The sequence below is a fragment of the Thalassovita gelatinovora genome, from assembly GCF_001458355.1.
GTDB lineage: Bacteria > Pseudomonadota > Alphaproteobacteria > Rhodobacterales > Rhodobacteraceae > Thalassobius > Thalassobius gelatinovorus.
Genome location: NZ_CYSA01000027.1, coordinates 1 through 24,629, shown reverse-complemented (window position 1 = coordinate 24,629; position 24,629 = coordinate 1). Strand labels below are relative to the sequence as shown.

The 24,629-nt window shown below is 60.0% G+C and carries 32 protein-coding genes; 13 read left to right on the top strand and 19 right to left on the bottom strand.

All coding sequences use genetic code 11. The features are described 5' to 3' along the window. Nucleotides 1-9: 9 nt before the first annotated feature. Nucleotides 10-1,254: a DUF1501 domain-containing protein gene (locus TG4357_RS16355; protein WP_058263989.1), complete on the top strand. Its 1,245-nt coding sequence runs from the start codon at nt 10-12 to the stop codon at nt 1,252-1,254. A gap of 112 nt (nt 1,255-1,366) precedes the next feature. Here TG4357_RS16355 and rpmE read toward each other — a convergent pair whose 3' ends face one another. The 3 genes from rpmE to TG4357_RS16340 form a co-directional block, all read right to left on the bottom strand. Beyond that, complete coding sequence (rpmE, locus tag TG4357_RS16350; protein WP_058263988.1) at nt 1,367-1,588, bottom strand: 50S ribosomal protein L31; 222 nt, start codon at nt 1,586-1,588, stop codon at nt 1,367-1,369. A gap of 11 nt (nt 1,589-1,599) precedes the next feature. Then, on the bottom strand, nt 1,600-1,983 hold the full coding sequence (gene rplS / locus TG4357_RS16345) for a 50S ribosomal protein L19 (RefSeq protein ID WP_058263987.1): 384 nt from the start codon (nt 1,981-1,983) through the stop codon (nt 1,600-1,602). A 282-nt stretch (nt 1,984-2,265) separates the two neighbouring features. Next, nucleotides 2,266-2,601, bottom strand: a complete 336-nt coding sequence (locus tag TG4357_RS16340) for a YegP family protein (RefSeq protein ID WP_058263986.1) — start codon at nt 2,599-2,601, stop codon at nt 2,266-2,268. A gap of 276 nt (nt 2,602-2,877) precedes the next feature. Here TG4357_RS16340 and TG4357_RS16335 point away from each other — a divergent pair, with 276 nt between their 5' ends. Continuing rightward, a complete protein-coding gene (locus TG4357_RS16335; RefSeq protein WP_058263985.1) occupies nt 2,878-3,330 on the top strand; it encodes a TspO/MBR family protein in 453 nt (150 codons plus the stop codon). 64 nt (nt 3,331-3,394) lie between these two features. On the opposite strand, the gene trmD is transcribed toward TG4357_RS16335, so the two are convergent. From trmD to TG4357_RS16310, 5 genes are all read right to left on the bottom strand, one after another. Continuing rightward, nucleotides 3,395-4,198 carry a tRNA (guanosine(37)-N1)-methyltransferase TrmD gene (gene trmD, locus TG4357_RS16330; protein ID WP_058263984.1) on the bottom strand — a complete coding sequence of 268 codons (804 nt, stop codon included), beginning with the start codon at nt 4,196-4,198 and terminating at the stop codon, nt 3,395-3,397. Between the two features lie 39 nt (nt 4,199-4,237). Next, the gene (locus TG4357_RS16325) at nt 4,238-5,047 is read right to left on the bottom strand and encodes a hypothetical protein (RefSeq protein WP_058263983.1); all 810 of its coding nucleotides are present in this window, start codon (nt 5,045-5,047) and stop codon (nt 4,238-4,240) included. Next, nucleotides 5,044-5,562 (bottom strand): ribosome maturation factor RimM, encoded by a 519-nt coding sequence (gene rimM, locus TG4357_RS16320; RefSeq protein WP_058263982.1) that lies wholly within the window; start codon nt 5,560-5,562, stop codon nt 5,044-5,046. Before rimM ends, TG4357_RS16325 begins: the two co-directional genes overlap by 4 nt. 103 nt (nt 5,563-5,665) lie before the next feature. Further along, on the bottom strand, nt 5,666-6,940 hold the full coding sequence (locus tag TG4357_RS16315) for an MFS transporter (RefSeq protein ID WP_233487538.1): 1,275 nt from the start codon (nt 6,938-6,940) through the stop codon (nt 5,666-5,668). Between the two features lie 21 nt (nt 6,941-6,961). Beyond that, the gene (locus TG4357_RS16310) at nt 6,962-7,207 is read right to left on the bottom strand and encodes an accessory factor UbiK family protein (RefSeq protein ID WP_058263981.1); all 246 of its coding nucleotides are present in this window, start codon (nt 7,205-7,207) and stop codon (nt 6,962-6,964) included. Nucleotides 7,208-7,302: 95 nt separating this feature from the next. Here TG4357_RS16310 and lgt point away from each other — a divergent pair, with 95 nt between their 5' ends. The 5 genes from lgt to TG4357_RS16290 all read left to right on the top strand — a co-directional run bounded on the left by lgt (nt 7,303) and on the right by TG4357_RS16290 (nt 11,542). Next, complete coding sequence (gene lgt / locus TG4357_RS16305; protein ID WP_058263980.1) at nt 7,303-8,190, top strand: prolipoprotein diacylglyceryl transferase; 888 nt, start codon at nt 7,303-7,305, stop codon at nt 8,188-8,190. Then, complete coding sequence (locus TG4357_RS16300; protein ID WP_058263979.1) at nt 8,187-9,248, top strand: class I SAM-dependent methyltransferase; 1,062 nt, start codon at nt 8,187-8,189, stop codon at nt 9,246-9,248. The genes lgt and TG4357_RS16300 overlap by 4 nt, the downstream gene beginning before the upstream one ends. Then, nucleotides 9,245-10,000, top strand: coding sequence for a peptidoglycan editing factor PgeF (gene pgeF, locus TG4357_RS16295; RefSeq protein WP_058263978.1), 756 nt, complete (start codon nt 9,245-9,247; stop codon nt 9,998-10,000). Before TG4357_RS16300 ends, pgeF begins: the two co-directional genes overlap by 4 nt. 271 nt (nt 10,001-10,271) lie before the next feature. Then, nucleotides 10,272-10,403, top strand: coding sequence for a hypothetical protein (locus TG4357_RS19940; protein WP_267886201.1), 132 nt, complete (start codon nt 10,272-10,274; stop codon nt 10,401-10,403). A gap of 371 nt (nt 10,404-10,774) precedes the next feature. Continuing rightward, nucleotides 10,775-11,542 (top strand): Hint domain-containing protein, encoded by a 768-nt coding sequence (locus tag TG4357_RS16290; protein ID WP_139193596.1) that lies wholly within the window; start codon nt 10,775-10,777, stop codon nt 11,540-11,542. Between the two features lie 41 nt (nt 11,543-11,583). On the opposite strand, the gene TG4357_RS16285 is transcribed toward TG4357_RS16290, so the two are convergent. Further along, a complete protein-coding gene (locus TG4357_RS16285; RefSeq protein WP_058263976.1) occupies nt 11,584-12,084 on the bottom strand; it encodes an Lrp/AsnC family transcriptional regulator in 501 nt (166 codons plus the stop codon). Between the two features lie 195 nt (nt 12,085-12,279). Here TG4357_RS16285 and trxB point away from each other — a divergent pair, with 195 nt between their 5' ends. Together trxB and TG4357_RS16275 are read left to right on the top strand one after the other, a co-directional pair. After that, nucleotides 12,280-13,224, top strand: a complete 945-nt coding sequence (trxB, locus tag TG4357_RS16280) for a thioredoxin-disulfide reductase (protein ID WP_058264170.1) — start codon at nt 12,280-12,282, stop codon at nt 13,222-13,224. A 155-nt stretch (nt 13,225-13,379) separates the two neighbouring features. After that, nucleotides 13,380-15,101: a bifunctional sulfate adenylyltransferase/adenylylsulfate kinase gene (locus TG4357_RS16275; protein ID WP_058263975.1), complete on the top strand. Its 1,722-nt coding sequence runs from the start codon at nt 13,380-13,382 to the stop codon at nt 15,099-15,101. A 98-nt stretch (nt 15,102-15,199) separates the two neighbouring features. On the opposite strand, the gene TG4357_RS16270 is transcribed toward TG4357_RS16275, so the two are convergent. From TG4357_RS16270 to TG4357_RS16260, 3 genes are all read right to left on the bottom strand, one after another. Further along, nucleotides 15,200-15,679 (bottom strand): cytochrome b, encoded by a 480-nt coding sequence (locus tag TG4357_RS16270; protein WP_058263974.1) that lies wholly within the window; start codon nt 15,677-15,679, stop codon nt 15,200-15,202. A gap of 128 nt (nt 15,680-15,807) precedes the next feature. Then, nucleotides 15,808-16,035 carry a DUF1150 family protein gene (locus TG4357_RS16265; RefSeq protein ID WP_058263973.1) on the bottom strand — a complete coding sequence of 76 codons (228 nt, stop codon included), beginning with the start codon at nt 16,033-16,035 and terminating at the stop codon, nt 15,808-15,810. A gap of 4 nt (nt 16,036-16,039) precedes the next feature. Further along, a complete protein-coding gene (locus TG4357_RS16260; RefSeq protein WP_058263972.1) occupies nt 16,040-16,453 on the bottom strand; it encodes an Hsp20 family protein in 414 nt (137 codons plus the stop codon). Between the two features lie 161 nt (nt 16,454-16,614). On the opposite strand from TG4357_RS16260, the gene TG4357_RS16255 reads away from it, so the two are divergent. The 3 genes from TG4357_RS16255 to TG4357_RS16245 are packed head-to-tail and all read left to right on the top strand — an operon-like array spanning nt 16,615 to nt 18,435. After that, entirely contained in the window at nt 16,615-16,839 is a 225-nt protein-coding gene (locus tag TG4357_RS16255) for a YdcH family protein (RefSeq protein ID WP_058263971.1), read from the top strand. 47 nt (nt 16,840-16,886) lie between these two features. Then, the gene (purE, locus tag TG4357_RS16250) at nt 16,887-17,375 is read left to right on the top strand and encodes a 5-(carboxyamino)imidazole ribonucleotide mutase (protein WP_058263970.1); all 489 of its coding nucleotides are present in this window, start codon (nt 16,887-16,889) and stop codon (nt 17,373-17,375) included. Beyond that, the gene (locus tag TG4357_RS16245; RefSeq protein ID WP_058263969.1) at nt 17,368-18,435 is read left to right on the top strand and encodes a 5-(carboxyamino)imidazole ribonucleotide synthase; all 1,068 of its coding nucleotides are present in this window, start codon (nt 17,368-17,370) and stop codon (nt 18,433-18,435) included. Before purE ends, TG4357_RS16245 begins: the two co-directional genes overlap by 8 nt. A gap of 91 nt (nt 18,436-18,526) precedes the next feature. Here the strand turns inward: TG4357_RS16245 and TG4357_RS16240 are convergent, their stop codons facing one another. From TG4357_RS16240 to TG4357_RS16225, 4 genes are all read right to left on the bottom strand, one after another. Beyond that, on the bottom strand, nt 18,527-19,654 hold the full coding sequence (locus tag TG4357_RS16240; protein ID WP_058264169.1) for an alpha-D-ribose 1-methylphosphonate 5-triphosphate diphosphatase: 1,128 nt from the start codon (nt 19,652-19,654) through the stop codon (nt 18,527-18,529). A 6-nt stretch (nt 19,655-19,660) separates the two neighbouring features. Continuing rightward, nucleotides 19,661-20,386, bottom strand: a complete 726-nt coding sequence (locus tag TG4357_RS16235) for an alpha/beta fold hydrolase (protein ID WP_058264168.1) — start codon at nt 20,384-20,386, stop codon at nt 19,661-19,663. A gap of 47 nt (nt 20,387-20,433) precedes the next feature. Continuing rightward, a complete protein-coding gene (locus tag TG4357_RS16230) occupies nt 20,434-20,913 on the bottom strand; it encodes a GNAT family N-acetyltransferase (protein ID WP_158509088.1) in 480 nt (159 codons plus the stop codon). A 141-nt stretch (nt 20,914-21,054) separates the two neighbouring features. Further along, nucleotides 21,055-21,855, bottom strand: a complete 801-nt coding sequence (locus tag TG4357_RS16225; RefSeq protein WP_058263967.1) for a DUF6473 family protein — start codon at nt 21,853-21,855, stop codon at nt 21,055-21,057. 161 nt (nt 21,856-22,016) lie between these two features. On the opposite strand from TG4357_RS16225, the gene TG4357_RS16220 reads away from it, so the two are divergent. Further along, nucleotides 22,017-22,892 (top strand): 3-hydroxybutyryl-CoA dehydrogenase, encoded by an 876-nt coding sequence (locus TG4357_RS16220; RefSeq protein ID WP_058263966.1) that lies wholly within the window; start codon nt 22,017-22,019, stop codon nt 22,890-22,892. Between the two features lie 27 nt (nt 22,893-22,919). Here the strand turns inward: TG4357_RS16220 and TG4357_RS16215 are convergent, their stop codons facing one another. From TG4357_RS16215 to TG4357_RS16205, 3 genes are read right to left on the bottom strand one after another with little or no spacing between them, the layout of a single operon-like run. Next, nucleotides 22,920-23,795 carry a lysophospholipid acyltransferase family protein gene (locus TG4357_RS16215; protein ID WP_074646856.1) on the bottom strand — a complete coding sequence of 292 codons (876 nt, stop codon included), beginning with the start codon at nt 23,793-23,795 and terminating at the stop codon, nt 22,920-22,922. Nucleotides 23,796-23,835: 40 nt separating this feature from the next. Further along, nucleotides 23,836-24,114, bottom strand: coding sequence for an HPr family phosphocarrier protein (locus TG4357_RS16210; protein ID WP_058263964.1), 279 nt, complete (start codon nt 24,112-24,114; stop codon nt 23,836-23,838). Nucleotides 24,115-24,119: 5 nt separating this feature from the next. After that, nucleotides 24,120-24,515 (bottom strand): PTS sugar transporter subunit IIA, encoded by a 396-nt coding sequence (locus TG4357_RS16205; RefSeq protein WP_058263963.1) that lies wholly within the window; start codon nt 24,513-24,515, stop codon nt 24,120-24,122. Nucleotides 24,516-24,629: the final 114 nt, after the last annotated feature.

The following is a 24,629-nucleotide window of genomic DNA, read 5'->3' as shown; positions in this document are numbered from 1 at the left end:
AACAAGCCCATGACCGCATCGCTGTCGCGCCGCGCCTTTCTGACCCGATCCGCGATCCTGGGCTGTTCGGCGGCGGCCAGCCCGTTGTTGACACCGATCAGCCTGGCCGCGGCCCCTTGGGATCAGCGACTGGTGGTCATCATCCTACGCGGCGCGATGGATGGGCTGGACGTGGTGCAGCCTTACGGCGATCCATCCTTTCCCGGCTTGCGCCGCACCCTGACGGCTGGCCCCGCAGCCGGGGCGCTGGATCTGGACGGTTTTTTCGCGCTGCATCCCGCGCTGGCGCCGCTTTACCCGCTGTGGCAGGCCCGCGATCTGGGGTTTGTGCACGCGGTGTCCACCCCCTACCGCGACAAGCGCAGCCATTTCGACGGTCAGGATCTGCTGGAGGCGGGCACCGCGACGCTGGGTTCGGCGGCGGGGCGCGACGGCTGGCTGAACCGGCTGCTGCAAAGCGTGCCGGGGGTCGAAGCGGAAACCGCCTATTCGATCGGGCATGACAACATGTTGCTGCTGACCGGCGCGGCCCCGGTGGCCAACTGGTCGCCCGACATCAGTCTGGGTCTCAGCCCGCAAGCGGTGCGGCTGGCCGAATTGGTGATGCATGACGATCCGTTGTTCCGAGATGCCTTCGCCGAGGCGCAGGCGCTGTCGGGTTCGATGCAAACGATGGCAGAAAACGCGATGATGGCGGTGGACGGGATGTCAGGGATGTCGGACATGGCCACCATGGACGCGCGCCCCAAGGGCAAGGCCAAGGGGATAGAATTGATCGCCGAATTCACCGCCCAGCGGTTGAAGGCCGACACAAGGATCGCGGCGTTTTCCATTGGCGGATGGGATACCCATGACGGGCAGCAAAGGGCGCTGCCGCGCGCGTTGGGCCAACTGTCGCAAGCGATCCTGACCCTGAAGGCGGAACTGGGCCCGCAGTGGAAGAAAACCACGGTTCTGGCGATGACCGAATTCGGCCGCACGGTGCGCGAAAACGGCACCAAGGGCACCGATCACGGCACCGGCGGGGCAATGCTGCTGGCCGGCGGCACGGTGCGCGGCGGCAAGGTTTACGGAGATTGGCCGGGGTTGAGCGAAGCGGATCTCTATCAACGCCGCGACCTGATGCCGACGCGGGATGTGCGCGCCTATGCCGGTTGGGCGATGCGCGGGCTTTATGGGTTCGACCGGTCGGTGCTGGAACAGGCGGTGTTTCCGGGGCTGGACCTCGGAACCGATCCGGGGATTTTGCGTTAGTCAAAAAACTGCGCTTATGCAGGGCAGTTCGGATCACGACCAAACATATCCTCACCCCAAACAAAAAGCCCCGCCAATGGCGGGGCTTTCTTTTCGTCGGTCAGGAAAAAGCTTAGAAGCCCAGACCTGCATATTTGTTCTTGAACTTGGACACGCGGCCGCCAGCATCCAGCAGGCGCGACGTGCCGCCGGTCCATGCCGGGTGAACGGTCGGATCGATGTCCAGCGCCAAGGTGTCGCCTTCTGCGCCCCAGGTCGAGCGCATGGTCAACATCGTGCCGTCGGTCATTTTCACTTCGATGAAGTGATATTCGGGGTGGATACCGTCTTTCATCGTTCCGCTCCTTACGCTTGTGCGCCCGATTTGGGCTTGTAGTTGGTGACTTCTGCGATCCGGGCGGATTTACCGCGACGTGCGCGCAGATAGTAAAGTTTGGCGCGACGGACGCGGCCACGACGAACAACTTCGATCGATTCGATGTTGGTCGAGTGGAGCGGGAACACACGTTCCACGCCTTCGCCGAACGAAATCTTGCGGACGGTGAACGACCCGGCAATGCCCGAACCGTTTTTACGGCTGATGCAGACGCCTTCGTAATTCTGCACCCGGCTGCGGGTGCCTTCGGTCACTTTGTAACCGACGCGAATGGTATCACCGGCTTTGAAATCGGGGATGGTTTTCCCCAGGGCGGCAACTTGTTCCGCCTCCAGCTGTGCGATCAGATCCATCTGATCCTCTCCTATTTTGCTTGCGGTTGTTCCGCAAAGGTAATGTGCCGTCCTCAGAGCTCTCGGCCTTCGACCGGGTCCGCTTGCCGCGCCCGCCAGAGTTCAGGTCGTTCTTCTTGTTCGCTATCGGGCTGACCGTTGCTGATGCCGAAGAAGCACCTCTCCATACCCAATATGTCCGACAGCCGATTCCGGCTCCGAACGGGCGGTGTATAGGGGCGGGGGGGCAAAGGATCAAGGCCTTTCTGCGGCATTGGCAGAAAGGCCCGACAGGGGTCCGGCTCAGGCGGTCAGGTCTTTGATATCCGCGTCCGGCGCGTTTTTCTTGACCGATTCAATACCATTGTCGCGCCCCGAGGTGCTTTCATAGCTTTCCGAGGTGCCGATCACCTGGCCATTGGTGGCTTTCAGGTTGAACATGTGCTTACCCGACTTGGTTTCCTTACGCTCGTAACGCGCATCTTCGGGGGCGTTTTTCTTGACCGATGCGATGCCGTTCTCGGCACTGGCGCGTTGCTTGTAGCCTTCGCTGGCCAGAATGATTTCACCGTTGCCCGCTTTCAGGCGGAACCGGAATTCCCCGGCCTTGTCGGTGTAAAGCTCGAACTTACCTGCCACTGCTCAATCTCCTTCGTTCAATTTGGGCTGGTCGAACTATTCACCACCGGGCGCAGGGCTGCAATCCCCTGCCATACCCCCAAGGCCGATCAGCACGGATTTGAAACCGCCCTGGCAATTCAGAAACCAGGTGATCGACAGATTGCCAACAGCGGCGATCAGCGGCTAGGCTGACAGCCTCGACAAAGTGACCCTTCGCGCTGCCGTGATCGCGCCTTAGACGCGGCCCACTGCCCGGCAATGATCGGGCGACACAAGAACAGGATCGACCGTGCCATGACAGAACGACTTGCCTTGATCCTCTTTCTTGCACTGGTGTTGGGCGGGGGACTGTCCATCGGCTATGTAACCGCGCCGGGCGAATGGTATGCGCAGTTGGTGAAACCGTCCTTCAACCCGCCGGGCTGGGTGTTTGGCCCGGTCTGGTCGGTGCTCTATATCCTGATTGCAATTGCTGGCTGGCGCAGTTGGCGTTCCGGGCGCGGGGAATGGCAGATGAAATTGTGGTGGTTGCAACTGGGGCTCAATTTCCTGTGGTCGCCGACGTTCTTTGCCGCGCAGCAAACCGGGCTGGCCGTTGTCGTCATTTTGCTGCTGCTGGCAACCGTTCTGGGCTTCATCGCAACAGCATGGCAGCGGGATCGGCTGTCTGCCTGGTTGTTTATCCCCTACGCCGCCTGGGTCGGTTTCGCTTCGGTGCTGAACGCATCGATTGCGATCCTGAACTAGCGGCGTTGCCTGTCACTGCGAAAAAAATGCACAGACACAATGCTAACCGGGCTGTTCCGACCGCCTAACGTTCGTTGTCCGACTTGCCACGATAGGCCGCCCACATGTCGGAACGTCGGGTCCGGGTCAGGTCTTCCGCCATCTGGTGACGCCATTGTGCGATCTTGCCGTGATGGCCGGACATCAGCACGTCGGGGATTTCTAACCCGTTCCATTCGGCGGGCCGGGTGTATTGCGGATGTTCCAGCAACCCGTTCGAATGGCTTTCGTCCTCGATGCTTTCGGCATTGCCCAAAACCGATGGCAGCAGCCGCACCGTGGCATCGATCATCGCCTGTGCCGCGATTTCGCCGCCGGTCAGGACGAAATCGCCAAGACTGACCTCTTCGATCCCGTAATAGTCCAGCACCCGCTGATCGACCCCTTCGAACCGGCCACACAGCAGCGTCACGCCATCACCTTCGGACCAATCCCGCGCCATCGCCTGATCGAACCGCCGCCCGCGCGGACTGAGATAGACCAACCGCGGGGTCCCCCGAACGCCGCGCAGCGTGTGGTCGATCGCATTGCCCAACACGTCGGGGCGCAGCACCATGCCAGCCCCGCCACCGGCAGGGGTGTCATCGACATTGCGATGCTTGCCGATGCCGAAATCGCGCAGATCGGTGGTTTCCAACTGCCATTTTCCGTCTTTCAACGCCTTGCCGGTCAGGCTTTCACCCAAAACACCGGGAAAGGCCTGCGGGAACAACGTGATGATCCGCGCGGTCCAGACCCCTGCAAGGGTCGGCGACGGGGTCATCAACTGCCGAGGCGTCAAAGACAGCTTGATGGATTTACGGCCATGGGATTTGGGTGTGTCGGTCATAGCGCGGTCCTAGCGGGTTCGGTTGGCTTTCGACAACCCTCAATCAAGCGTCTGGCGATGGTTATCGATCATCTTTTCCTTGCTCTTGCGCAGCGCTGCCTTGGGCTTGCCTGACCGGTTGAGGGCCAGAAATTCCGCTTCAAGCTGCTTGGTCTGACCGACATTTTCCCGCTTTGCTGCGGGCAATGTGTCCTGCACCGCTTCAGGCACCCCAATCAGGTCAAGCACCATTCCGGCGGGGCCATGACGGTGGCCGGTGTAGTTTTCCAGCGCGATGATATGCGTTTTACAGGGCCGCAATCCATTGGCAATGCGATGGGCTTCGGCGGTGGGATTGGGCAGGCCCATAAACTGCGCCAGAAAATCCTCGTAACTTTCGGTCAGATGGATCGACCGCAGCAGATGGCCATAGACCGAACGCAGCCATTTATCGGCGGCCCGCGTCGTCAGCAGGAATTCAACCTCGACATCGGGGCCGAACCGGCGGCGCAGTTCGCGGATGATTTCGCGGCCGATCGGCACCGCGGAATGGGCGTAATCATGGATCACCCGTCCGCGCCAATCACGGTGGCCCGGCATGGTTCCGGCCAATGTTTCGCGCGATATGAAAATCACCGGGTCGGCAGGAATACCGGCCAGAAAACGGCGAAACGCCCGGCGAAACATGATCCGGCGATGCCAGAACGGTTTTTGCGCGTATTTGCGGGCATGTGTCCCGGCGGCGATGAAATCGTTCTTGCCGTAATAGGTCATGAAAGGTTTCAGCGGTTTGCGCAGCCGGATCAGGTGCTGTTGCAGGCTGGTGGTGCCGGTTTTGTGAAACCCGGCATGAACGATCACCTTCGTCATTCGGGGAACAACCCGTCCGGCGGGTCGGCGATGACCCGGCCCCGGTTCAGGTCGACGGTCGGCACCGCGTCCCGGGTAAAGGGCAGCAGAACCGAAGACTTCAGCCCCGGACCCTGGACTTCCAGCAAATCGCCAGCCCCGTGATTGAGTACCGATTTGATCTGACCCAGCGTGGTACCTCCGGTATCGACCACGTCCAGTCCGATCAGGTCGGCATGGTAGAATTCATCGTCAGGCAGCGAAGGCAACCGGTCGCGCGGGACATAAAGCTTGACCCCTTTCAGCGCGTCGGCCTGTTCCTTGGTACTGACCGCAGTCAGCCGCACCGACAGCCCGTTCTTGATCTGGTGCAGGATGCCGACCTCGAAGCTTTGGCTGCCGTCTTCGGTGGTCAAGGGGTTATAATCCTCGATCGCCTCGGGATCGGCGGTATAGCTTTTCAGCCGGACTTCACCGCGCACGCCAAAGGCACCCGCGATAACACCGACACAGATCAGATCGTCAGGTTTCGTCATGATCCAACATGTCCTTTATCATTCTGTTCCGGTGATACCGCTTTGTAATGGCCGGGGCAATTCGGCTGTTGGGTCGCCGCATGTCCGGGGGGACCGCAACCGTTCAGACGCTGTCGGCTCCGCTCTGAGCCGCCTTATTGGACCGCAGCACACGCCGCAGCGGGATCATCCCGACAAGGGCAAGCACAGCCAGAGCAGCCCCGGTAAGGAAAGTGCCGTTCGGCCCCACACTGTCCCACAAAATACCCGCGATGACGCTGGCCAACAGAATCATCACCCCAGTCAACAGGTTCAACATGCCAAAGGCGGTGCCGCGCAGTTCTGCCGGGGCCGTATCGGCCACGAGGCTGGAAAACACCCCTTGGGTGAACCCCATATGTACGCCCCAGATGGCAAGACCGAAAAACACACCGGTCAATCCCGGGATCAGAACGAAAACCAGATCAGCCACGACCAAAAGCCCCATCCCAAAGGCCAGAACGCGCAACCGTGACCCGTTGTCCGACAACACACCGGCGGGATAGGCGGCGGCGGCATAGAATATGTTCATCACCACCAAAACGACCGGGATCAGGCCGGTGGGGGCCCCTTCGGCATGCGCTTTGAGAATCAGGAAGGCTTCGCTGAACCGGGCCAGCGTAAAGACCGACGCCACGCCGACGACCCACCAGAACGCGCGCCCCAACCGCCGCAATTCCCGCAGGCTGAGCGGGGATTTGACCTTTGGCATGTCGGCGGGCCGTTCCGGTTCCGGCACCAGCGTGAACAGCAACCCTACCGAGATAAAGGCCGGGATGACCGCAATCCAGAACACAACGGGGATGTTGTCGGCGGTCAGCCACATCAACAGAACCGCGATGACCGGACCAAGGAAAGCCCCGACCGTATCCAACGCTTGACGCAGGCCGAAACTGGCCCCGCGCAGATCGCGGGGGGAAATATCGGCGATCAGCGCGTCGCGCGGTGCGCCGCGTATGCCCTTGCCGACGCGATCAATGAACCGCGCCCCGATCAGCCAACCAATGGTCGGGGCCAGCGGAAACACCGGCTTGGTCACAGCGGCAAGCCCGTATCCGATCACCGCAAGGATCTTGCGCTTGCCAAGCCAGTCGCTCAACGCGCCGGAAAACACTTTCGTGATGGCGGCGATGGCTTCGGCAAAGCCTTCGATCAACCCGATCGTCACCATCGAGGCCCCCATGAACCCCACCAGATAGACCGGCAGCAGCGCGTGGATCATTTCCGATGAAATATCCATCCACAGCGATACGAACCCCAACGCCCAGATGCCGCGCGGCAACCGGCGCAGCGTGGCACGATCAAGACTTGGGGTTTCGGACTTATGAATGGGGCACCTGCCTTGGCTTTGTTCCGTCAAAGCCCCACCGATGCGCAGGCGCTACTTCGTCGCCGCTTCCAGCGCGTCGAGCCGGGCTTTCAGCGCTTCGTTTTCTTCCCGCGCCTTCTGTGCCATCGCGCGCACCGCGTCGAATTCTTCGCGGGTGACGAAATCGCGGTCGGCCAGCCAGCGGTCAACAAGGCTTTTGGCGGCGTTTTCCGCTTCGTCCTTGGCCCCCTGCGCCACGCCCATCGCGTTGGTCATCAGCTGCGACATGTCGTCGAAAAATTTGTTCCGCGTCTGCATCTGGTTCTCCACCGTTCCTTTTCTTCCTATATGGGCCGCATCGCCGCCGTTCACAAGGTTGACTTCCCGGTTCCGCCAAAGGCACACAGACGCACATGCAGGCCCTCATTCCCTTCCCCGATATCTCGCCCGAGATTTTCACCATCGCGCTGTTCGGCGTGGAATTTTCGCTGCGCTGGTACGCGCTGGCCTATATCGCGGGCATCTTGATCGGCTGGCGGCTGATCGTGATGGCGGTCAGGCGTCCCCGGCTTTGGCCCGGCGACACGCCACCGATGACCCCCGAACAGGTCGAAGAATTGCTCAGCTGGATCATCGTCGGCGTGATTCTTGGTGGCCGCCTGGGCTATGTGCTGTTTTACCAAGCCGGGTATTACCTGCGCCATCCACAGGAAATCCTGATGGTCTGGCAGGGTGGCATGTCGTTCCATGGCGGTTTTCTGGGCGTCGTTATCGCCGCGCTGATCTATGCCGCCCGGCACAAGATCCCGCGCCTGTCGCTGGGCGACAGCCTTGCCTTGGCGGTGCCGACCGGGCTGATGCTGGGCCGGATTGCCAATTTCATCAATGCCGAACTTTGGGGTCGGCCCACTGACCTGCCTTGGGGCGTCGCCTTTCCCGGGGCTTCGGCGCAGACCTGCGAAGGCGTCACCGGCATCTGCGCCCGCCATCCTTCGCAGCTCTACGAGGCCGCATTGGAAGGACTGGTTCTGGGGCTGCTGCTGCTCGTTTTGGCGTTCCGCCGCAATGGGCTGAAAATTCCGGGACAAATCATGGGCTTGTTCATCGCAGGCTATGGCCTTGCCCGCTTCATCGTGGAATTTTTCCGTCAGGCCGATGATCAATTCATCAGCGTCGGCAACCCGATGGGCTATATTCTGCAACTGGGCCCCACCGGCGTCAGCATGGGCCAATTATTGTCCTTGCCGATGCTGTTGCTTGGGATCGTCATCGTGGTGGCGGCCCGGAACCGCGCGACATGACGACAATGCGCGATCACCTAGCGGACCGGATCGCGGCCACCGGCCCGATCACGCTGGCCGATTACATGGCCGATTGCCTGCTGCATCCGACGCTTGGCTATTACACCACCCGCGATCCGCTGGGCGCAGCGGGTGATTTCACCACAGCCCCTGAAATCAGCCAGATGTTCGGCGAACTTATCGGGCTGGCCTTGGCGCAGGCATGGATCGATCAAGGCCAACCCGCCCCGTTCACCCTTGCCGAAGCCGGCCCCGGCCGTGGCACCCTGATGGCCGACATCCTGCGCGCCACCCAAGCGGTGCCGGGATTTCACGCCGCGATGCGCTTGCACCTGATCGAAGCCTCGCCGGTGCTGCGCGACAAACAGCGCGACACCATCGCGCGCGACGACATTATATGGTGCGACGGCATCGGTGATCTGCCCGACCGGCCGCTTTTCTTCGTGGCCAATGAATTCTTCGATGCGCTGCCGATCCGGCAATTTGTCCGCGACGGGGCCGGTTGGCGCGAAAAACGGGTGACGGTCGAAGACGGCAAGTTGACCTTCGCCCTTGGCGGCGCCGCCCCGGTTGCCGCGCTTGCGGATCGGCTTGCCGATACCAAGGATGGCGATCTGGTCGAACTCTGCCCCGCCGCAGCGGGATTGGCCGCCGAAATCGGCCAGCGGATCGAAACCCGCGGCGGCGCGGCCCTGATTATCGATTATGGCGACTGGCGGTCGCAGGGCGACACGTTGCAGGCGCTGCAAGCACATGAAACCATCGGCCCGCTCGATGCGCCAGGCGGTTCTGACCTGACCGCGCATGTGGATTTCGAAGCCTTGGCCGCAGCCACACCATCGGCCCATACCCGGCTGACCGCTCAGGGCGTGTTTCTCGAACGGCTTGGGATCACCGCGCGGGCACAGGCTTTGGCCGGCGGATCAACGGGGGATCGGCTGGAAAACCTGATTGCCGCACATCGGCGCTTGACGCATCCGCACGAAATGGGGACGCTCTTCAAAGTGATCGGCTTTTATCCGAAATCGCAAACACCCCCACCGGGATTGGATTCATGACACTGGAAATCCTGACCTCAGACCTGTTGACCGATACCAAACACGGCTTTTTCACCCGCAAGGGCGGCGCGTCTTCGGGCGTGTTCACCGGGTTGAACTGCGGGCAAGGGTCATCGGATCAGTCTGAAATTGTCGCGATCAACCGCAGCCGCGTGGCCGACGCGATGGCGGTCCCGCTGCCGCATCTGGTAAATGTCCATCAGGTCCATTCCGCCAAGGTCGCCGTGATCGATGAACCGCTGGTGGCTCGTCCCGAAGCCGACGCGCTGGTCACGGCAACGCCGGGTCTGGCGCTGGCCGTGCTGACCGCCGATTGCCAGCCGGTGCTGTTCGCCGATCGGCAGGCCGGTGTGATCGGTGCCGCTCATGCCGGTTGGCGCGGCGCGCTGGACGGCATATTGGAAGCCACGCTGGACGCGATGGAAACCCTTGGCGCGTCACGCACCAACACCGTCGCCGCCATCGGCCCCACGATTTCACAACGCGCCTATGAGGTCGGACCGGAATTCCTGGACGATTTCATCGCCGAAGACCCGTCGAATTCCCGCTTTTTCGCCAATGGCAATGGCGACCGCTATCTGTTCGACCTGCCCGCCTTCGGACTGCATCGTCTGCGACAGGCCGGGATCGGCAATGCCGAATGGATTCGCCATTGCACCTATTCCGACCCGGCCCGATTCTATTCCTACCGCCGCAGCACCCATGAAGGGCAGGCCGATTACGGCCGGTTGATTTCGTCCATTCGCCTTTAGCGCGACCCCTTCAATCCCGCCACATTGTTAAAGTCGAAACCTGCCGCGGGATTGTCCGATTCCCCGCGACAGGCCGCAGGCCGTGTCAATCTGCGATCAGTTTAAGTGTTTATTTTCAACACATTAGAAAAAACATCACCAAATTTTCGGGAAAAGTGTCAATTCACCAAATTGCCCTAATTACCCGCTGCGCCGCCCCATCATGGCCGCAATGCAACGGCAGATTGGGAGCAACAGAAACAAACGTGAATGGCAAAAGTAGGGTTTTACCATGAAAACGCAAAAACGCTGGATGACCTCCGTGATTACAACATCGAAATCCGATCTGCCCGTGCTGCCTTGGGCGCGCAGAAAAGCCAACAACGCTGCCCTTGCTCCACAGACGAAGCGCCGCAGCGCCTGAGCCACCGTTTCGCCCTGACCGATCAGGGCAACCAGACGAGTAACCAGTGCCGAAGTGCGTGTCAGTGAAGGGCCGCCTCCTCCCTCGAGGTGGCCCATTCTGTTTCGGACCCGCCCTTCGCTTCACCCCGGCCCAAAGATCGACCCGAATGAACATGCCGAATCAAAATATGGCTAAACTGTTCACAACTCGGAAACATCCCCCAGCCAAAACCGAAACTGCATCCAAATCAGCCACCAATGATGTCCCTTTTTTGACAATCGTCAGATTTTTGGATCATTATCCTGACGTCTACAGATGGAACTGAAACAGTCTTTCTGTCGTCGTCGGTGGGGGCCGGCACGGATGCGACACTGCGAAAGCGCGTGAACTTGAGCCATTATTCCCCCCCGTCCCGGTACCAGACCCCGGAATCCGTTTCCCTGCGCCATACCCCCGGAATTGCCCAGACCAACCGGGCAAAAACCACGCTGATGCGGCGATACGAAATGCTGTATCTGGACCCCGGTAATGTGCCGGCGCGCTATACCGCCATCGCCCCGGCGACACCGATGTTCGAAGCCGCCTTTTCCGCCTTCGCACGCGGTACCCTGATCAAAACCACCAACGGCCCCTGCGCGGTCGAAGACCTTGAACCCGGCATGATGATCGAAACCTTGGATTTCGGGCCGCAGCCGTTGCTGTGGCGCGGCATGATGAACATCATCCCCAACGCCCCGGCGGAACGGCCCGAACAGGCGCAACTGACCCGGGTGATGGCCGACACGTTCGGCATGGGGCGTCCCGCATCGGATTTGGTGTTGGGGGCGGCGGCACAGATGCTGCGCCGGGGCGCGACCGACCGGCTGACGCCGGTCAGCAAGTTCTGCGATGGCGACAGCGTGTTTCAAACCACCCCGCCCTCACCGGTACAGGTGTTTCATATCTGCCTGCCGGTCCAGGCGATGATCAGCGCCAACGATCTCTATCTGGCCAGTTTTCATCCACGGTCGGGACTGGGCGAAATTCTCGGCCCGCAAATGCTGCGACTGTTCCTGTCGCTGTTCCCGCATGTGTCAAATCTGCTTGATTTCGGTCCCGCCCTGTTTCCCGAACGCGCCGCAGAACGGGTCGGTTTGATGGACAGTTGCGCGGTTTGACGCGGCGCAACGCCCCCCAAGCCAACGAAACTATTCGGGCGTCACGCCGACCGGTTCAGCCGTTCTTCCAACACGTCGAACGGCACGCCGGGATCATCCTTGGCGCTGCGGATCACCAGGCTGGTCTTGACCGATGCCACGTTTCGCGCGGTCAGCAATTGCCCGGTCAGGAAGCTCTGGAAGGTGCTCAGGTCGGGGGCCACGCATTTCAGGATGAAATCGACCTCGCCATTCAGCATGTTGCATTCACGAACCAAAGACCATTTGCGGCACAGATCTTCAAACGCGCTCAAGTCTGATTCCGCCTGGCTTTGCAGCCCGACCATGGCATAGACCTGCACTTCGAATCCCAGTTCGCGCGCATCCACATCGGCGTGATAGCCCTTGATGAACCCCGCCTCTTCCAACGTGCGAACCCGGCGCAGACAGGGCGGCGCGGAAATCCCCACCCGCTTGGCCAATTCAACATTGGTCATCCGGCCATCCGCCTGAAGTTCAGCCAGAATTTTCCGATCGATGGGATCAAGCCGGGTCGTGGGCATTCGCGGTCTCCTTTGGTCGAATTCATATACCTGCAACTTTTCCTGCGCAACAATATTTCACGGCAGCGCAAGATCATTACCATATCTTCGCATCAACCCGCATTTTATGACGTCTTGCCGCGCCCCCCTTCCCCCGCTGACCGGTGCCGTCTATATGCGATACTGGTTCTGAAATTTCTCAAAAAGGGTCCTGTCATGGCCGAAACGCGTCACACCAAGGTTCTGATCATCGGCTCCGGCCCGGCGGGTTATACCGCAGGCATCTATGCCTCCCGCGCGATGCTGTCGCCCATCTTGGTACAGGGCATCGAACCGGGCGGTCAGTTGACCACCACAACCGAGGTGGAAAACTATCCCGGCTTCACCGAAGTGCAGGGCCCCGACCTGATGATCAAAATGCAGGAACACGCCACTGAAATGGGCTGTGACATCGTCGGCGATATCATCACCGACCTGGACACGTCCAAACGCCCGTTCACCGCCAAGGGTGACAGCGGCACCACCTACACCGCCGACGCGGTGATTCTGGCCACCGGAGCGCGCGCCAAATGGCTGGGACTGCCATCGGAAGACGCGTTCAAGGGCTTCGGCGTGTCGGCCTGCGCCACCTGCGACGGCTTCTTTTATCGCGGCCAGGAAATCGTGGTGATTGGTGGTGGCAATACCGCCGTGGAAGAAGCGCTGTTCCTGACCAACTTCGCCTCCAAGGTGACGCTGATCCATCGCCGCGACGAATTGCGCGCTGAAAAGATTCTTGTCGACCGGCTGATGAAAAACGAAAAGATCGAACCGCTGTGGTTCCATCAACTGGATGAAGTCGTCGGTGACGACAATCCCAAAGGTGTCACCGCAGTGCGCGTGAAGAACGTGAAATCCGGTGAAATCACCGAAATCCCCTGCAAGGGCGTCTTTGTCGCCATCGGCCATGCTCCCGCCAACGAACTGGTCAAGGATGTGCTCGAACTGCACAATGGCGGCTATGTCACGGTCAAGCCGGGCAGCACCGAAACCTCGATCCCCGGCATTTTCGCTGCGGGCGATCTGACCGATCACAAGTACCGCCAAGCCGTCACCAGCGCCGGCATGGGCTGCATGGCAGCCTTGGACGCTGAACGCTTTTTGGCGGAAAACGAAGGATAATAGCCCAAAAACTTGTAAAAACGTGGCATTTTGGCCCGTTTTTACAAGTTCCGGGTGAGAACACTTGAAACTCACCCGGCTCCGGGGCTAGGTCCGCGCCAAAGCGCGCCTCTGCTTCAAACGCCAATTGTGAATTGAATAACCGAGAGTTTCTAATGCAAGAGCAGAATCTGGCTCCTATCCCCGAGCTGTATGTTTCCTATGAATCGGCCCAAAAGCTGAAAGTCGAAGCCGCCGATCTGATCAGCTGGGATTTGACCCCGCGCCAGATCTGCGATCTGGAATTGCTGATGAATGGCGGTTTCAACCCGCTCAAAGGTTTCATGAGCGAAGAAGATTATAACGGTGTCGTCGACTCGATGCGCCTCAGCAACGGCGCGCTGTGGCCGATGCCGATCAATCTGGATGTGCCCGAGGACTTCGCGGCCAAACTGGAACTGGGTCAGGACATCGCGCTGCGCGATCAGGAAGGCGTCATTCTCGCCACCATGACCGTCACCGACCGCTGGGAACCGAACAAATCGCACGAGGCCGAAAAGGTCTTTGGGGCCGATGACATCGCCCACCCGGCGGTGAACTACCTGCACAATACCGCTGGTAAGATCTATCTCGGGGGGCCGATCGTCGGCATCCATCAGCCGGTGCATTACGATTTCCGCGGCCGCCGCGACACCCCGAACGAATTGCGCGCCTATTTCCGTAAAATGGGCTGGCGCAAAGTGGTGGCGTTCCAGACCCGCAACCCGCTGCACCGGGCGCATCAGGAACTGACGTTCCGCGCCGCCCGCGAAGCGCAGGCCAACCTGCTGATCCATCCGGTTGTCGGCATGACCAAGCCGGGCGACGTGGATCATTTCACTCGCGTGCGCTGCTACGAAGCCGTGTTGGATAAATACCCCGCCGCCACCACCGCGATGAGCCTTTTGAACCTCGCCATGCGGATGGCTGGCCCGCGCGAAGCGGTCTGGCACGGGCTGATCCGAGCCAACCACGGCTGCACCCATTTCATCGTTGGCCGCGATCATGCAGGTCCGGGCAAGAACTCGGCGGGTGAAGATTTCTACGGCCCCTATGACGCGCAGGATCTGTTCCGCGAATATCAGGATGAAATCGGCGTCGAAATGATCGATTTCAAACATATGGTCTATGTTCAGGAACGGGCCCAATACGAACCGGCGAACGAAATCGAAGACAAGGATGACGTGACCATCCTGAACATTTCGGGCACCGAACTGCGTCGCCGCCTGTCCGAAGGGCTGGAAATTCCCGAATGGTTCTCTTTCCCCGAAGTGGTCAGCGAACTGCGCCGCACCCGGCCGCCACGGGCCAAGCAGGGGTTCACCGTGTTCTTCACCGGCTTCTCAGGCTCCGGCAAATCGACCATCGCTAACGCGTTGATGGTGAAACTGATGGAAATGGGCGGGCGTCCGGTGACGCTGCTGGATGGCGACATCGTGCGGAAAAACCTCAGCTCGGAACTGGGCTTTTCCAAGGAACACCGCGATCTGAACATCCGCCGTATCGGCTATGTCGCCTCCGAGATCACTAAAAATGGCGGCATCGCCATCTGTGCCCCGATCGCGCCCTATGCCACCACCCGCCGCGCGGTGCGCGAAGATGTCGAACAATTCGGCGCCTTTGTCGAAATCCACGTTGCCACCTCGATCGAGGAATGCGAACGCCGCGACCGCAAAGGTCTGTACAAACTGGCACGCGAAGGCAAGATCAAGGAATTCACCGGCATTTCCGATCCCTATGACGTGCCGGAAACCCCCGAACTGCGGGTGGAAACCCAAAATGTCGAAGTCGACAACTGCGCCCATCAGGTTCTGCTGAAGCTGGAATCGATGGGGCTGATTTCCGGCAACTGGGGCTAAGCCCCACGCTACAAGACCTAAAAAAGGGCGCTCCGACCGGGGCGCCCTTTTCATTTCTTACAATCATCTCAGCATCGAACCGGCATCGGCCGTCAGAATTATTTCATCCGCGCCATCAGGTTATCTTTCAGCACGAACTGATGCATCAATGCGGCGGCCACGTGCAGAATGACAAACGCGATACCGATATTGAACAAAACCTCATGGGCTTCGGCGGCCAGTTTGACACCGCCAAACCACGCCGACAGCCCCGCCACCGGAATCGCCAACATGCACAGATAGAGCCCGATATGGATCACTTGGGCCAACCTGTCCTGCAACGGCTTGCCGGTTTTGATCGGGTCCGGAACGCCCTGCACCTTGCGCATGACCAGACGCAGCACCACCAGCGCCAGAACCAAGGCACCGATCACCACATGCACCCGCACACCGAGGGTCGGTTCCACGGTTCCGGTCTTCATCAACGCGCGCCACGCCGCGCTCATCGCATCACTGCTGAAAAAACTGATCACCATCAGACCCGCGATGCCCCAATGCAACGCGATCTGAACTTTGCTATATTTTTCTGGCTGCGCCATTCCGGCCTCCATTTTAACCCCCGTTACGGGACTGATTACGGAGCCAGTTAGACGTCTATTTCAGTCCGGAAACAAGCCGGGTTCTAATCGCTGCGCGGGCACGTCGCGGCGCGCCCGCGCCAAGCCGATCAATGCACCGTCACCGGTTCATAATCGTGCTGCCGCGCCAACAGGAAAGCAAGTTTGCGATTCTCTACCAAAGCCAGCCTCTCGCCGTCTTCGGTGCAAACCGCGTAAACCTGATCCATGGTTCCCGCCTGCGCCTGCAATTCCTTGGGTAGATCGGCAACCTTCACCGACCGCACATAGACGATTTGATTGTCGTCATCTTGTCCGAAATCATACTGTGTATCCATTGCGTTACCCTTTCCTGATATTGATCGTTTGCACCACTGTTTCCGGTTGAACCCGGGTCAGATCGACATGAAGAAGACCGTTTTCCATCACCGCCTCGCCCACTTCGACCCCATCGGCCAGAACGAAAGACCGCTGGAATTGCCGCGCCGCAATGCCGCGATGCAGGAACACGCGGCCTTCGGCCTCGTCGCGCTGTCGGCCCCGGATGACCAGTTGCTGATCTTCGACGGTGATCGACAGGTCGCCTTCGGCAAATCCGGCCACGGCAAGCGTGATCCGATAGGAATTCTGCGAGGTCTGCTCGATATTGAAAGGGGGATACCCCTCGTTGCCGGATTTCGCATTACGTTCCAGCAAGCGTTCCAACTGATCGAACCCCAAAAGATAGGGGTGCGACCCCAGGGTAAGCTTTGTCATCGACACGTCCTCATGATCAAGCGACAGTCCAAATTCCGCAGGCCCCGTTACGGCGACCCACAAACAAAATATGGGGGTCGCTGATCCGCTGTGCAAGGTCTTTGCGAAACCGCGTTTTTTCAGTATCTTAAACCCGACAGGCAATCGACGGAATCACACCTATGAATGCACCTTCCGATCTTTCGATGAAAACGGACGAAGTCTTGCGCGTCGAATTGGAAGTGTTCCGCCGCGAACATCGTGATCTGGATGCCGCGATCATGGCCCTTGTCGAACGCCCCACCGCTGACCAACTGACGCTGCAGCGGCTGAAAAAGAAGAAATTGCGGCTCAAGGATCTGATCTCCCGGATCGAAGATCGGCTGACACCGGATATCATTGCGTAAGCCGCAGCCTTGGCTATAGTGCGCCCTCCATTGGCAAGGGGCGATATATGGCACAGGTCAAAGTGGGCATCATCATGGGCAGCCAATCAGATTGGCCAACCATGAAAGAAGCCGCCGATATTCTCGATGAATTGAACATCCCGTACGAGGCGAAAATCGTCTCCGCCCATCGCACGCCAGACCGGTTGTGGGACTATGGCAAAACCGCCGTTGATCGCGGCTTGCAAGTGATCATCGCCGGTGCGGGCGGCGCGGCGCACCTGCCCGGCATGATGGCCTCCAAAACCCGGGTGCCAGTGATCGGCGTCCCGGTTCAGACCAAGGCGCTGTCGGGCGTCGACAGCCTTTATTCTATCCTGCAAATGCCGCGCGGCTTCCCGGTCGCCACCATGGCCATCGGCGGCGCGGGCGCGAAAAACGCGGGCCTGATGGCTGCTGCGATCCTCGCCAATACCGATGCCGCACTCGCCCAGCGCCTCGACGATTGGCGCACCGCCCTTTCCGCCTCGATCCCAGAGGAGCCCATTGATGACTGATCCTTTGCAGACCGGTGCCACTATCGGCATTCTCGGCGGTGGCCAACTGGGCCGGATGCTGTCGGTCGCAGCCTCCCGGCTCGGCTTCAAAACCCATGTCTTTGACCCCGGCACCAACCCACCAGCGGGCGATGTCGCCCACCGCGTCACCACCGCCCCCTACGAAGACGAAACCGCGCTGCGGGCCTTTGCCGAAACCGTCGATATGATCACCTACGAATTCGAAAACATCCCCACCTCGGCGCTCGACATCCTTGAAAAAATCCGCCCGATCCGGCCCAGCCGCCGGGCGCTCGCTGTGTCGCAGGACCGGCTGATCGAAAAAGCATTCCTCAGCGAAAAAGGCTTGCAAACCGCCTCTTTCGCCGCCGTTGACGACGCCGAAGACCTGGCCGAAGCCATTGCCGAAATCGGCACGCCTGCGATCCTGAAAACCCGCCGTTTCGGCTATGATGGCAAGGGCCAGTCCCGGCTGCAATCCGCCGATGACGCCGCGCAAGCGCTGGCCGACATGGCCGGGGCCCCGGCGATCCTCGAAGGCTTTATCGATTTCAGCCGCGAAATCTCGGTCATCGGCACCCGCAGCCTGTCAGGCGAAGTCGCCTGTTTCGATCCCGGCGAAAACGTCCACCGCGACGGTATCTTGCACACCACCACCGTCCCGGCGACCCTGACCTCCAGTCAGCGAATGGATGCGGTGCTGCTGACCGCGAAAATCCTCAACGCGCTGGATTATGTCGGCACAATGGGGGTGGAACTTTTCGTCACCCCCGGCGGGCTGATCGTCAATGAAATCGCCCCCCGGGTGCATAATTCCGGCCACTGGACCCAAAACGGCTGTGCTGTCGATCAGTTCGAACAGCATATCCGCGCCGTGGCCGGTTGGCCGCTGGGCGATGGCAAACGTCATTCCGACGTGGTGATGGAAAACCTGATCGGCGATGACATGAACAAGGTGCCCGAAATCGCCCGCGAACCGGGGGCTGCGCTGCATCTTTATGGCAAGGCCGATGTCAAACCGGGCCGCAAAATGGGCCATGTGAACCGGATCAAGTCCTGATGTCGCCAGCCGGGCGTCGCCCCCTGCCGCGCCCGGCTTTCACCGTTCCTGAAATACGCCCCGCAGAGCGTCCCACAGCCCCCTTGGGTGCTCAACCCAGGAACCGCTCGGCCACCGCGCCACTCAGATAACTGACCCGCCCGCTCGCGATGGTCGCACCGATCCGGCCATCCTGATCCAGCACCAACAGATCGGCGCGCTTGCCCGGCTTCAGCACCCCGCGATCCGTCAGTCCCAACACCTGCGCCGGGCGTTGCGATACCAGCGCCCAAGCCGGTTCCAGCCCGATCTCTTCGGCCAGCATCAACGCCGCCTGACGCGGCGCGGGGTAGTGATAATCCGACGCCAAACCATCGCACAGCCCATCCCGCACCAATTCAGCGGCACTGATATTGCCGGAATGCGATCCCCCCCGCACCACGTTGGGCGCACCCAGAACGATTGCATCGCCCAGTTCGCGCGCCGATTCTGCCGCGCTTCGCGTTTCGGGAAATTCCGCGATCGTCACCCCACGCTTGTGCCACTGCCACCGCAATGACGTGGTGGCGTCGTCATGACTGCCCAAGGCCACACCATCCCCGGCCAGATCCGCCGCCAACCCCGCCACCGAAGGGGCCACGGCGGTCATATGCCTGTGTAACTCCTGCATCATCGCCAGATGCGCCTCGGGGCTGCGCCCCCCTTTCAACGCCTGACCGGTCAACCGCGGTGGCCGCTTGCCGCGTGCCAACGCCTGATGCGGCAGGTGATCGTTGAACACCACGTAATCGACCCCGAATTCGGCCACCGCAGCGCTGAAATCGGCATAGTCCTGCAACAAGAACAATTCAAAGCGCAACTGCACCCGCAAATCGGTGCCCAACCCGCGATAGCCTTTCAGCGCCACCAGAAACCGCAGCGCGAAATCACGCCCGCGCATCCCGCCTTCCCAGCTCCAGAATTGCGCCAGATAGGCGGTGGTGATGCCGTTCGCGGCCAATTCCGCCTCGGCCGATGCCAATCCCGCTGACAGGTCCTTCATCGCACCCCGGCGCGGTGCCAGATGTCGCTCGAATCCATCGCCATGCAGATCGACAATGCCGGGCAGAACGCGAAACCCGCTCAGATCGATCCGCCGCCCGGACCCGGATTTGGTCAACAAACCGCCCGCAATTCCCAGATCCGCCCGCACCAATCCGCCGGGCAACAACACCTCTGCCCCGCCCAACACCAGCTCCAGCACGGATCAGTCCTCCTCGGACAGTTTCAACAACGCATCCGGCCAGCTCAGGCCATGATCGAAGGCCCCTTTTTCGATGAATTCCAACGTCTGCGCAATCACCATCGGATTGTTCATCATAAAGGTATGGGTGACCGGCAGCACGATATGGTCCGCCATCCCATCGACCCGGGTCGATGCAACGGAAACCTTGCCGTCATCCGGCCCCTCGATCAACGCGGAAAACATCGCGTTCAGGGACTGGTTGCCGGCGATCACCCCAAGGTCGAAATCCACCTTTGGCAAATGCGATGGAAACCCGGCCTCTCCGGTGCGTAACTGCTTGCCCGCCGGGCCGTTGAACCACCCGAAAGGTTCCAGTTCCGCGAACACATCCACCACCTGCGACCCGCCATTGGGCGGCGACAACATCACCACCCGCCCCAGATCAGGATCATGTCCGATCAGCCAATAGCGCAGCAATATCCCGCCCATCGAATGGGAGACGAAATGGATCGGCCTTTCACCGCATTGCGCCACCGCGCGTGGCAGGACTTCCAGCGCTAGATTGGAAATGGTTTCCTCGGTCGACGCATAGCCAGGTCGCACCACCTCGTATCCCTTGTGGCGCAACACGTTTTCCATGAACACGAAGGAGTTCTCGGTCCGCGCCAGCCCATGCAACAGTACCACGCAGTCCGCGCTGGCCCGCAGCGGTATTGCCAACAACAGTATCAGGATCGCAAATCGCATGGTTCCGAAATAGGTGCTCCGGCCCTTGCACGAAACCCCCGATGCGCTCAAAGGCGGGAAAATGCCGGCGGATAGCGCAATTCGCCTATCGTTTCCGCCGTGTCGGGCTGAATGGGATAAAGCAGCGTGTTTTCGTCTGAAAAGGGCGTCGTCAGGTTGCGCGCCGCAGCCCGGGTGAACCCGAAACGGCAGTAAAACCCCGACGGTCCCAACACGGTGATCGCCGGAACGCCGCGACTGCGCGCAAATTCCAACCCATAACGCACCAAGGCGCTGCCCCTGCCGTTGCCTTGCAATGCGGCGGGCACCGCAACAGCGCACAGGCTCCACCATCCGACCGGTGCGGGATGCGCGGCAAAGCAGATACAGCCAACCACCGCCCCGTCCTGTTCCAGGACGAACTCGGCGGCAACATCGCCATTTTCGCGCAAGGCTCTGATCAGCCAGGGTTCATAGCTTCGGCCATAGGCGCGCCCGATCAGAGTCGCCACCTGATCGCGGTCGCTGCATTCAAAATTTCGTATCATTTCGCCAATCGGGTCAGGCCACCCATCACTCATCAACCACCGGTCTCTATCAATACATACGGCGTATCTGAAAAATAATTCAGATATCAAACCGTTACGGAGATACAATTAATGGTAGAATGATACAAGCACGAATGCGCCTCAGCGGGTTCGTCGCTGCACAAAAGGCGTCACAGTTTGCGCGACAAGACGATGATAGGCAAAGCTGAGACAGTTATGCGCCGCCCGTGCATCGCCCCGGTCAAAGATCATACCCTCCAGCCCTTGCGCAGATACCCAGTGATCGGGATTGATCCGCAAAACCTCGACCCGGTCGGTTTCCAACTGTGACAATAGCTGCCGATCCAACAGGTCGGCCGGGGTCTTGCTGCCCTCGTCCAGCCACAACAACACAACCGGCCGCGCAAACAATTGCACCGCCATGTTCATCCGTTGGACCCAGTTCTGTTGCAACCCCTGCCGCAGGGTTTGAAACTTGCGCGGCGATGCCTTCTGCAACCGACGGATCAGATGCCCGACAAAGGTGAATTCGGTAAAATCGATCGATGGGTAAAGCCGCTTCAGCGGTGCATTGGCCTTGATGAATCGGTCATTGCGGCGCGGATGCACCGAATAGAACCGGTTCGACATGAATTGCGGTCCCATCACCTGCAACACCACCATCTGCGCATTCCGCGCCAGCGAAATCACCGTCGGGTCCTGAATGAAACTGTCCAGTCCGGCATTGGCACTGCCCAGATTGAGACAGCGCGTTCTCGTCATCTCCTCGACCAGCGCCGGAAACGGTCGGGCCACGAATTTGCCATAGGTTTCAGTGCTGCCGACAAAGGCAACGTAATCTCGTGGCATCGGGCGCATCGGCCCGCGAAATTTCAACTTCGACCTGCCGTAATAGCACGGCGCATAATCAAGCTCGGCGACACCGCCGTCTTTGTTCAGCATAGCTCCCACCAGAGTTTTTCAAGCCCGGTCAACAGCTTCGGCGCAACAAGTTGAAAAAGAACTAAACATAAAATTTTCAGTTTTTGATTTGACCGGCGTGCAGCCTTGCAGCCCCGACCGTCCCATGGCTATGGTCACAGGGACAAACGAAGGGTGACATCATGGAAATTCAGAAAATCGGCATCATCGGAGCCGGACAGATGGGCAACGGGATCGCCCATGTCATGGCTTTGGCAGGGTACGACGTTCTGCTGACCGATATCAGCCAGGATGCGCTCGACGCCGCGCTGTCGCTGGTGGCGCGCAACCTCGATCGTCAGGTCAGCCGCGATTTGATCAGCGCCGAAGACAAAGACGCCACGATGGCGCGGATCGGCACCACCTTGACCCTGACCGATCTGGGCCAAACCGACCTGATCATCGAAGCGGCCACCGAACGCGAAACCGTGAAACAGGCGATCTTCGACGAACTGTTGCCGCATCTTCAGCCGCATACGATCCTGACCTCGAACACGTCGTCCATTTCGATCACCCGCCTGGCCAGCCGCACCGACCGGCCGGAAAAATTCATGGGCTTCCATTTCATGAACCCGGTGCCATTGATGAAACTGGTCGAACTGATCCGCGGCATCGCCACCGATGAACCGACCTACAAAGCCTGTCTCGGCGTGGTTGAACGGTTGGGCAAAACCGCAGCCAGCGCCGAAGATTTCCCCGCCTTCATCGTCAATCGGATCTTGGTGCCGATGATCAACGAAGCGGTCTATACGCTCTACGAAGGCGTCGGCAACGTCAAATCTATCGACGAATCGATGAAGCTGGGCGCCAACCACCCGATGGGGCCGCTGGAACTAGCCGATTTCATCGGGCTGGATACCTGTCTGGCGATCATGAATGTGTTGCATGACGGGTTGGCCGATACCAAATACCGGCCTTGCCCGCTGCTGGTGAAATATGTCGAAGCCGGCTGGCTGGGCCGCAAATCGGGCCGCGGTTTTTACGACTACCGCGGCGAGGTCCCGGTGCCGACCCGCTAAGGCGAACCGGTCGGACCCGCGCCGGGTTCAGTCGCTCAGGCTCAGCGTATAGTCTCGCAGCCACGCGATGAAACCGCGCGGGTCCGACGACAACCGTTCCATCTGGGCCGCCGTCAGCGGTTCCCCCACGACGGGCTTCTGCGGCCGGTTGCAGCTATGCACGATCTCATGCAGCAGCAGGCCCTGACGCAGGGTGGCAGAAATCTGGTTCGCGATCTGATACCAGCGCGAATTTTGCCCCATGAACCGGATCGGCACCACCTTGGCACCCGAACGGCGGATCAACTGGGCGGTGAACACGTTCCATTCCGCCTCGATCACCGGACCGAACACGCTTTTCGACGATGCCACCACGCCCGACGGAAACACGCTGACCACGCCGCCCTGTTTAAGGTAATCCATCGCGGCGGCGCGCATTTCCACGCTTTTACGCTGGGCGTCTTCCTCATGCGGGAATGGGACCGGGATCAGGTAAGACGATGCGACCTCGTCGATACCGGTCAGCAATTCACGGGTCAGGATACGGTAATCGGGACGGCGCCGACCAATCAGTTCGGCCAAAACCATCCCGTCGACCAACCCGTGCGGATGGTTGGCCACCACCACCACAGGGCCCTCGGCGGGGATGCGATCGATCTGGTCCTGCGGGGTCTGGAAATCGATCCCCATCACGTCCAGACAGGCCATCCAGAACGCTTGCCCCTCGGGCGCGCCACGGCGTTCGAATTCGCGGATCATCCGCAAAATGGAAATCTTTCCGGTCATCCATTCCAGCGCCTTGATCATCAACGCCGTGGCGTTGCTGTCAAAGGTGCTGGCATAGGTCAGGCTGCGCCGGTCATAGGTCGTAAAATTGACGCCCTGCCCCGGTTGGCCGATCTGATGGTTGTGAGTTGAGTTCACCACGCGCGCCCCGCACCGTCAAATTCACGCGTAATCGCGCTTACATTTCTTCACCGAACCGGGCCGCGACCAACGCCTCAATAGCATCGGCAAGCGCATCCGCATCCGGTCCGGAGGTCTGAACCTCAATAGTGGTTCCTTTGGAGGCTGCCAACATCAAAAGCCCCATAATACTGTCACCGGAGGCCGACATTCCGTCACGGCATACCTCTGCCGTGGCGTCAAAGCCTTCGACAACTTCCACCAATTTCGCGGAAGCCCGGGCATGAAGCCCTTTTTCATTGATGATCTTGAGTTTGCGAAGGGTTGTTTCGGGCATTTTTTCTATTGCGCTTTGGTTACGATTTGACTGTCGATATATTTGCGCCCGGCCTCCATCGCCGCGCGGACAGCATCTGCTACACCAAGATGACGGGATTTGGCCAGCTTGATCAGCATCGGAAGGTTGGCCCCATACAAAATCCGGCGATTTTCCGGCTGACAAGCCAGCAAAGACAGGTTCGACGGCGATCCACCGAACATATCCGTGACCAGAACGACGCCTTGTCCTTGATCAACCGCATCGGCGGCGTCGCAGATTTCGCGCTGCTTTTGCGCCCGGTCATGGTCGGCGTCAATCGATATGGACCGAATACCCGATTGCGGCCCAACGACATGTTCTATCGCGGCCAAATATTCGTGGGCTAAGCCCCCATGCGCGACGATCACGATACCGATCACGCTTACCTTCCTTTATCTACATTCGCGGCCATTCCCAATGGCGTCGCCTGAAAGGCGACCTGCCCCCGTTCAAGTTCGCGATGTCTAGTTGACACCTGCCAGCCTTCATTCGCA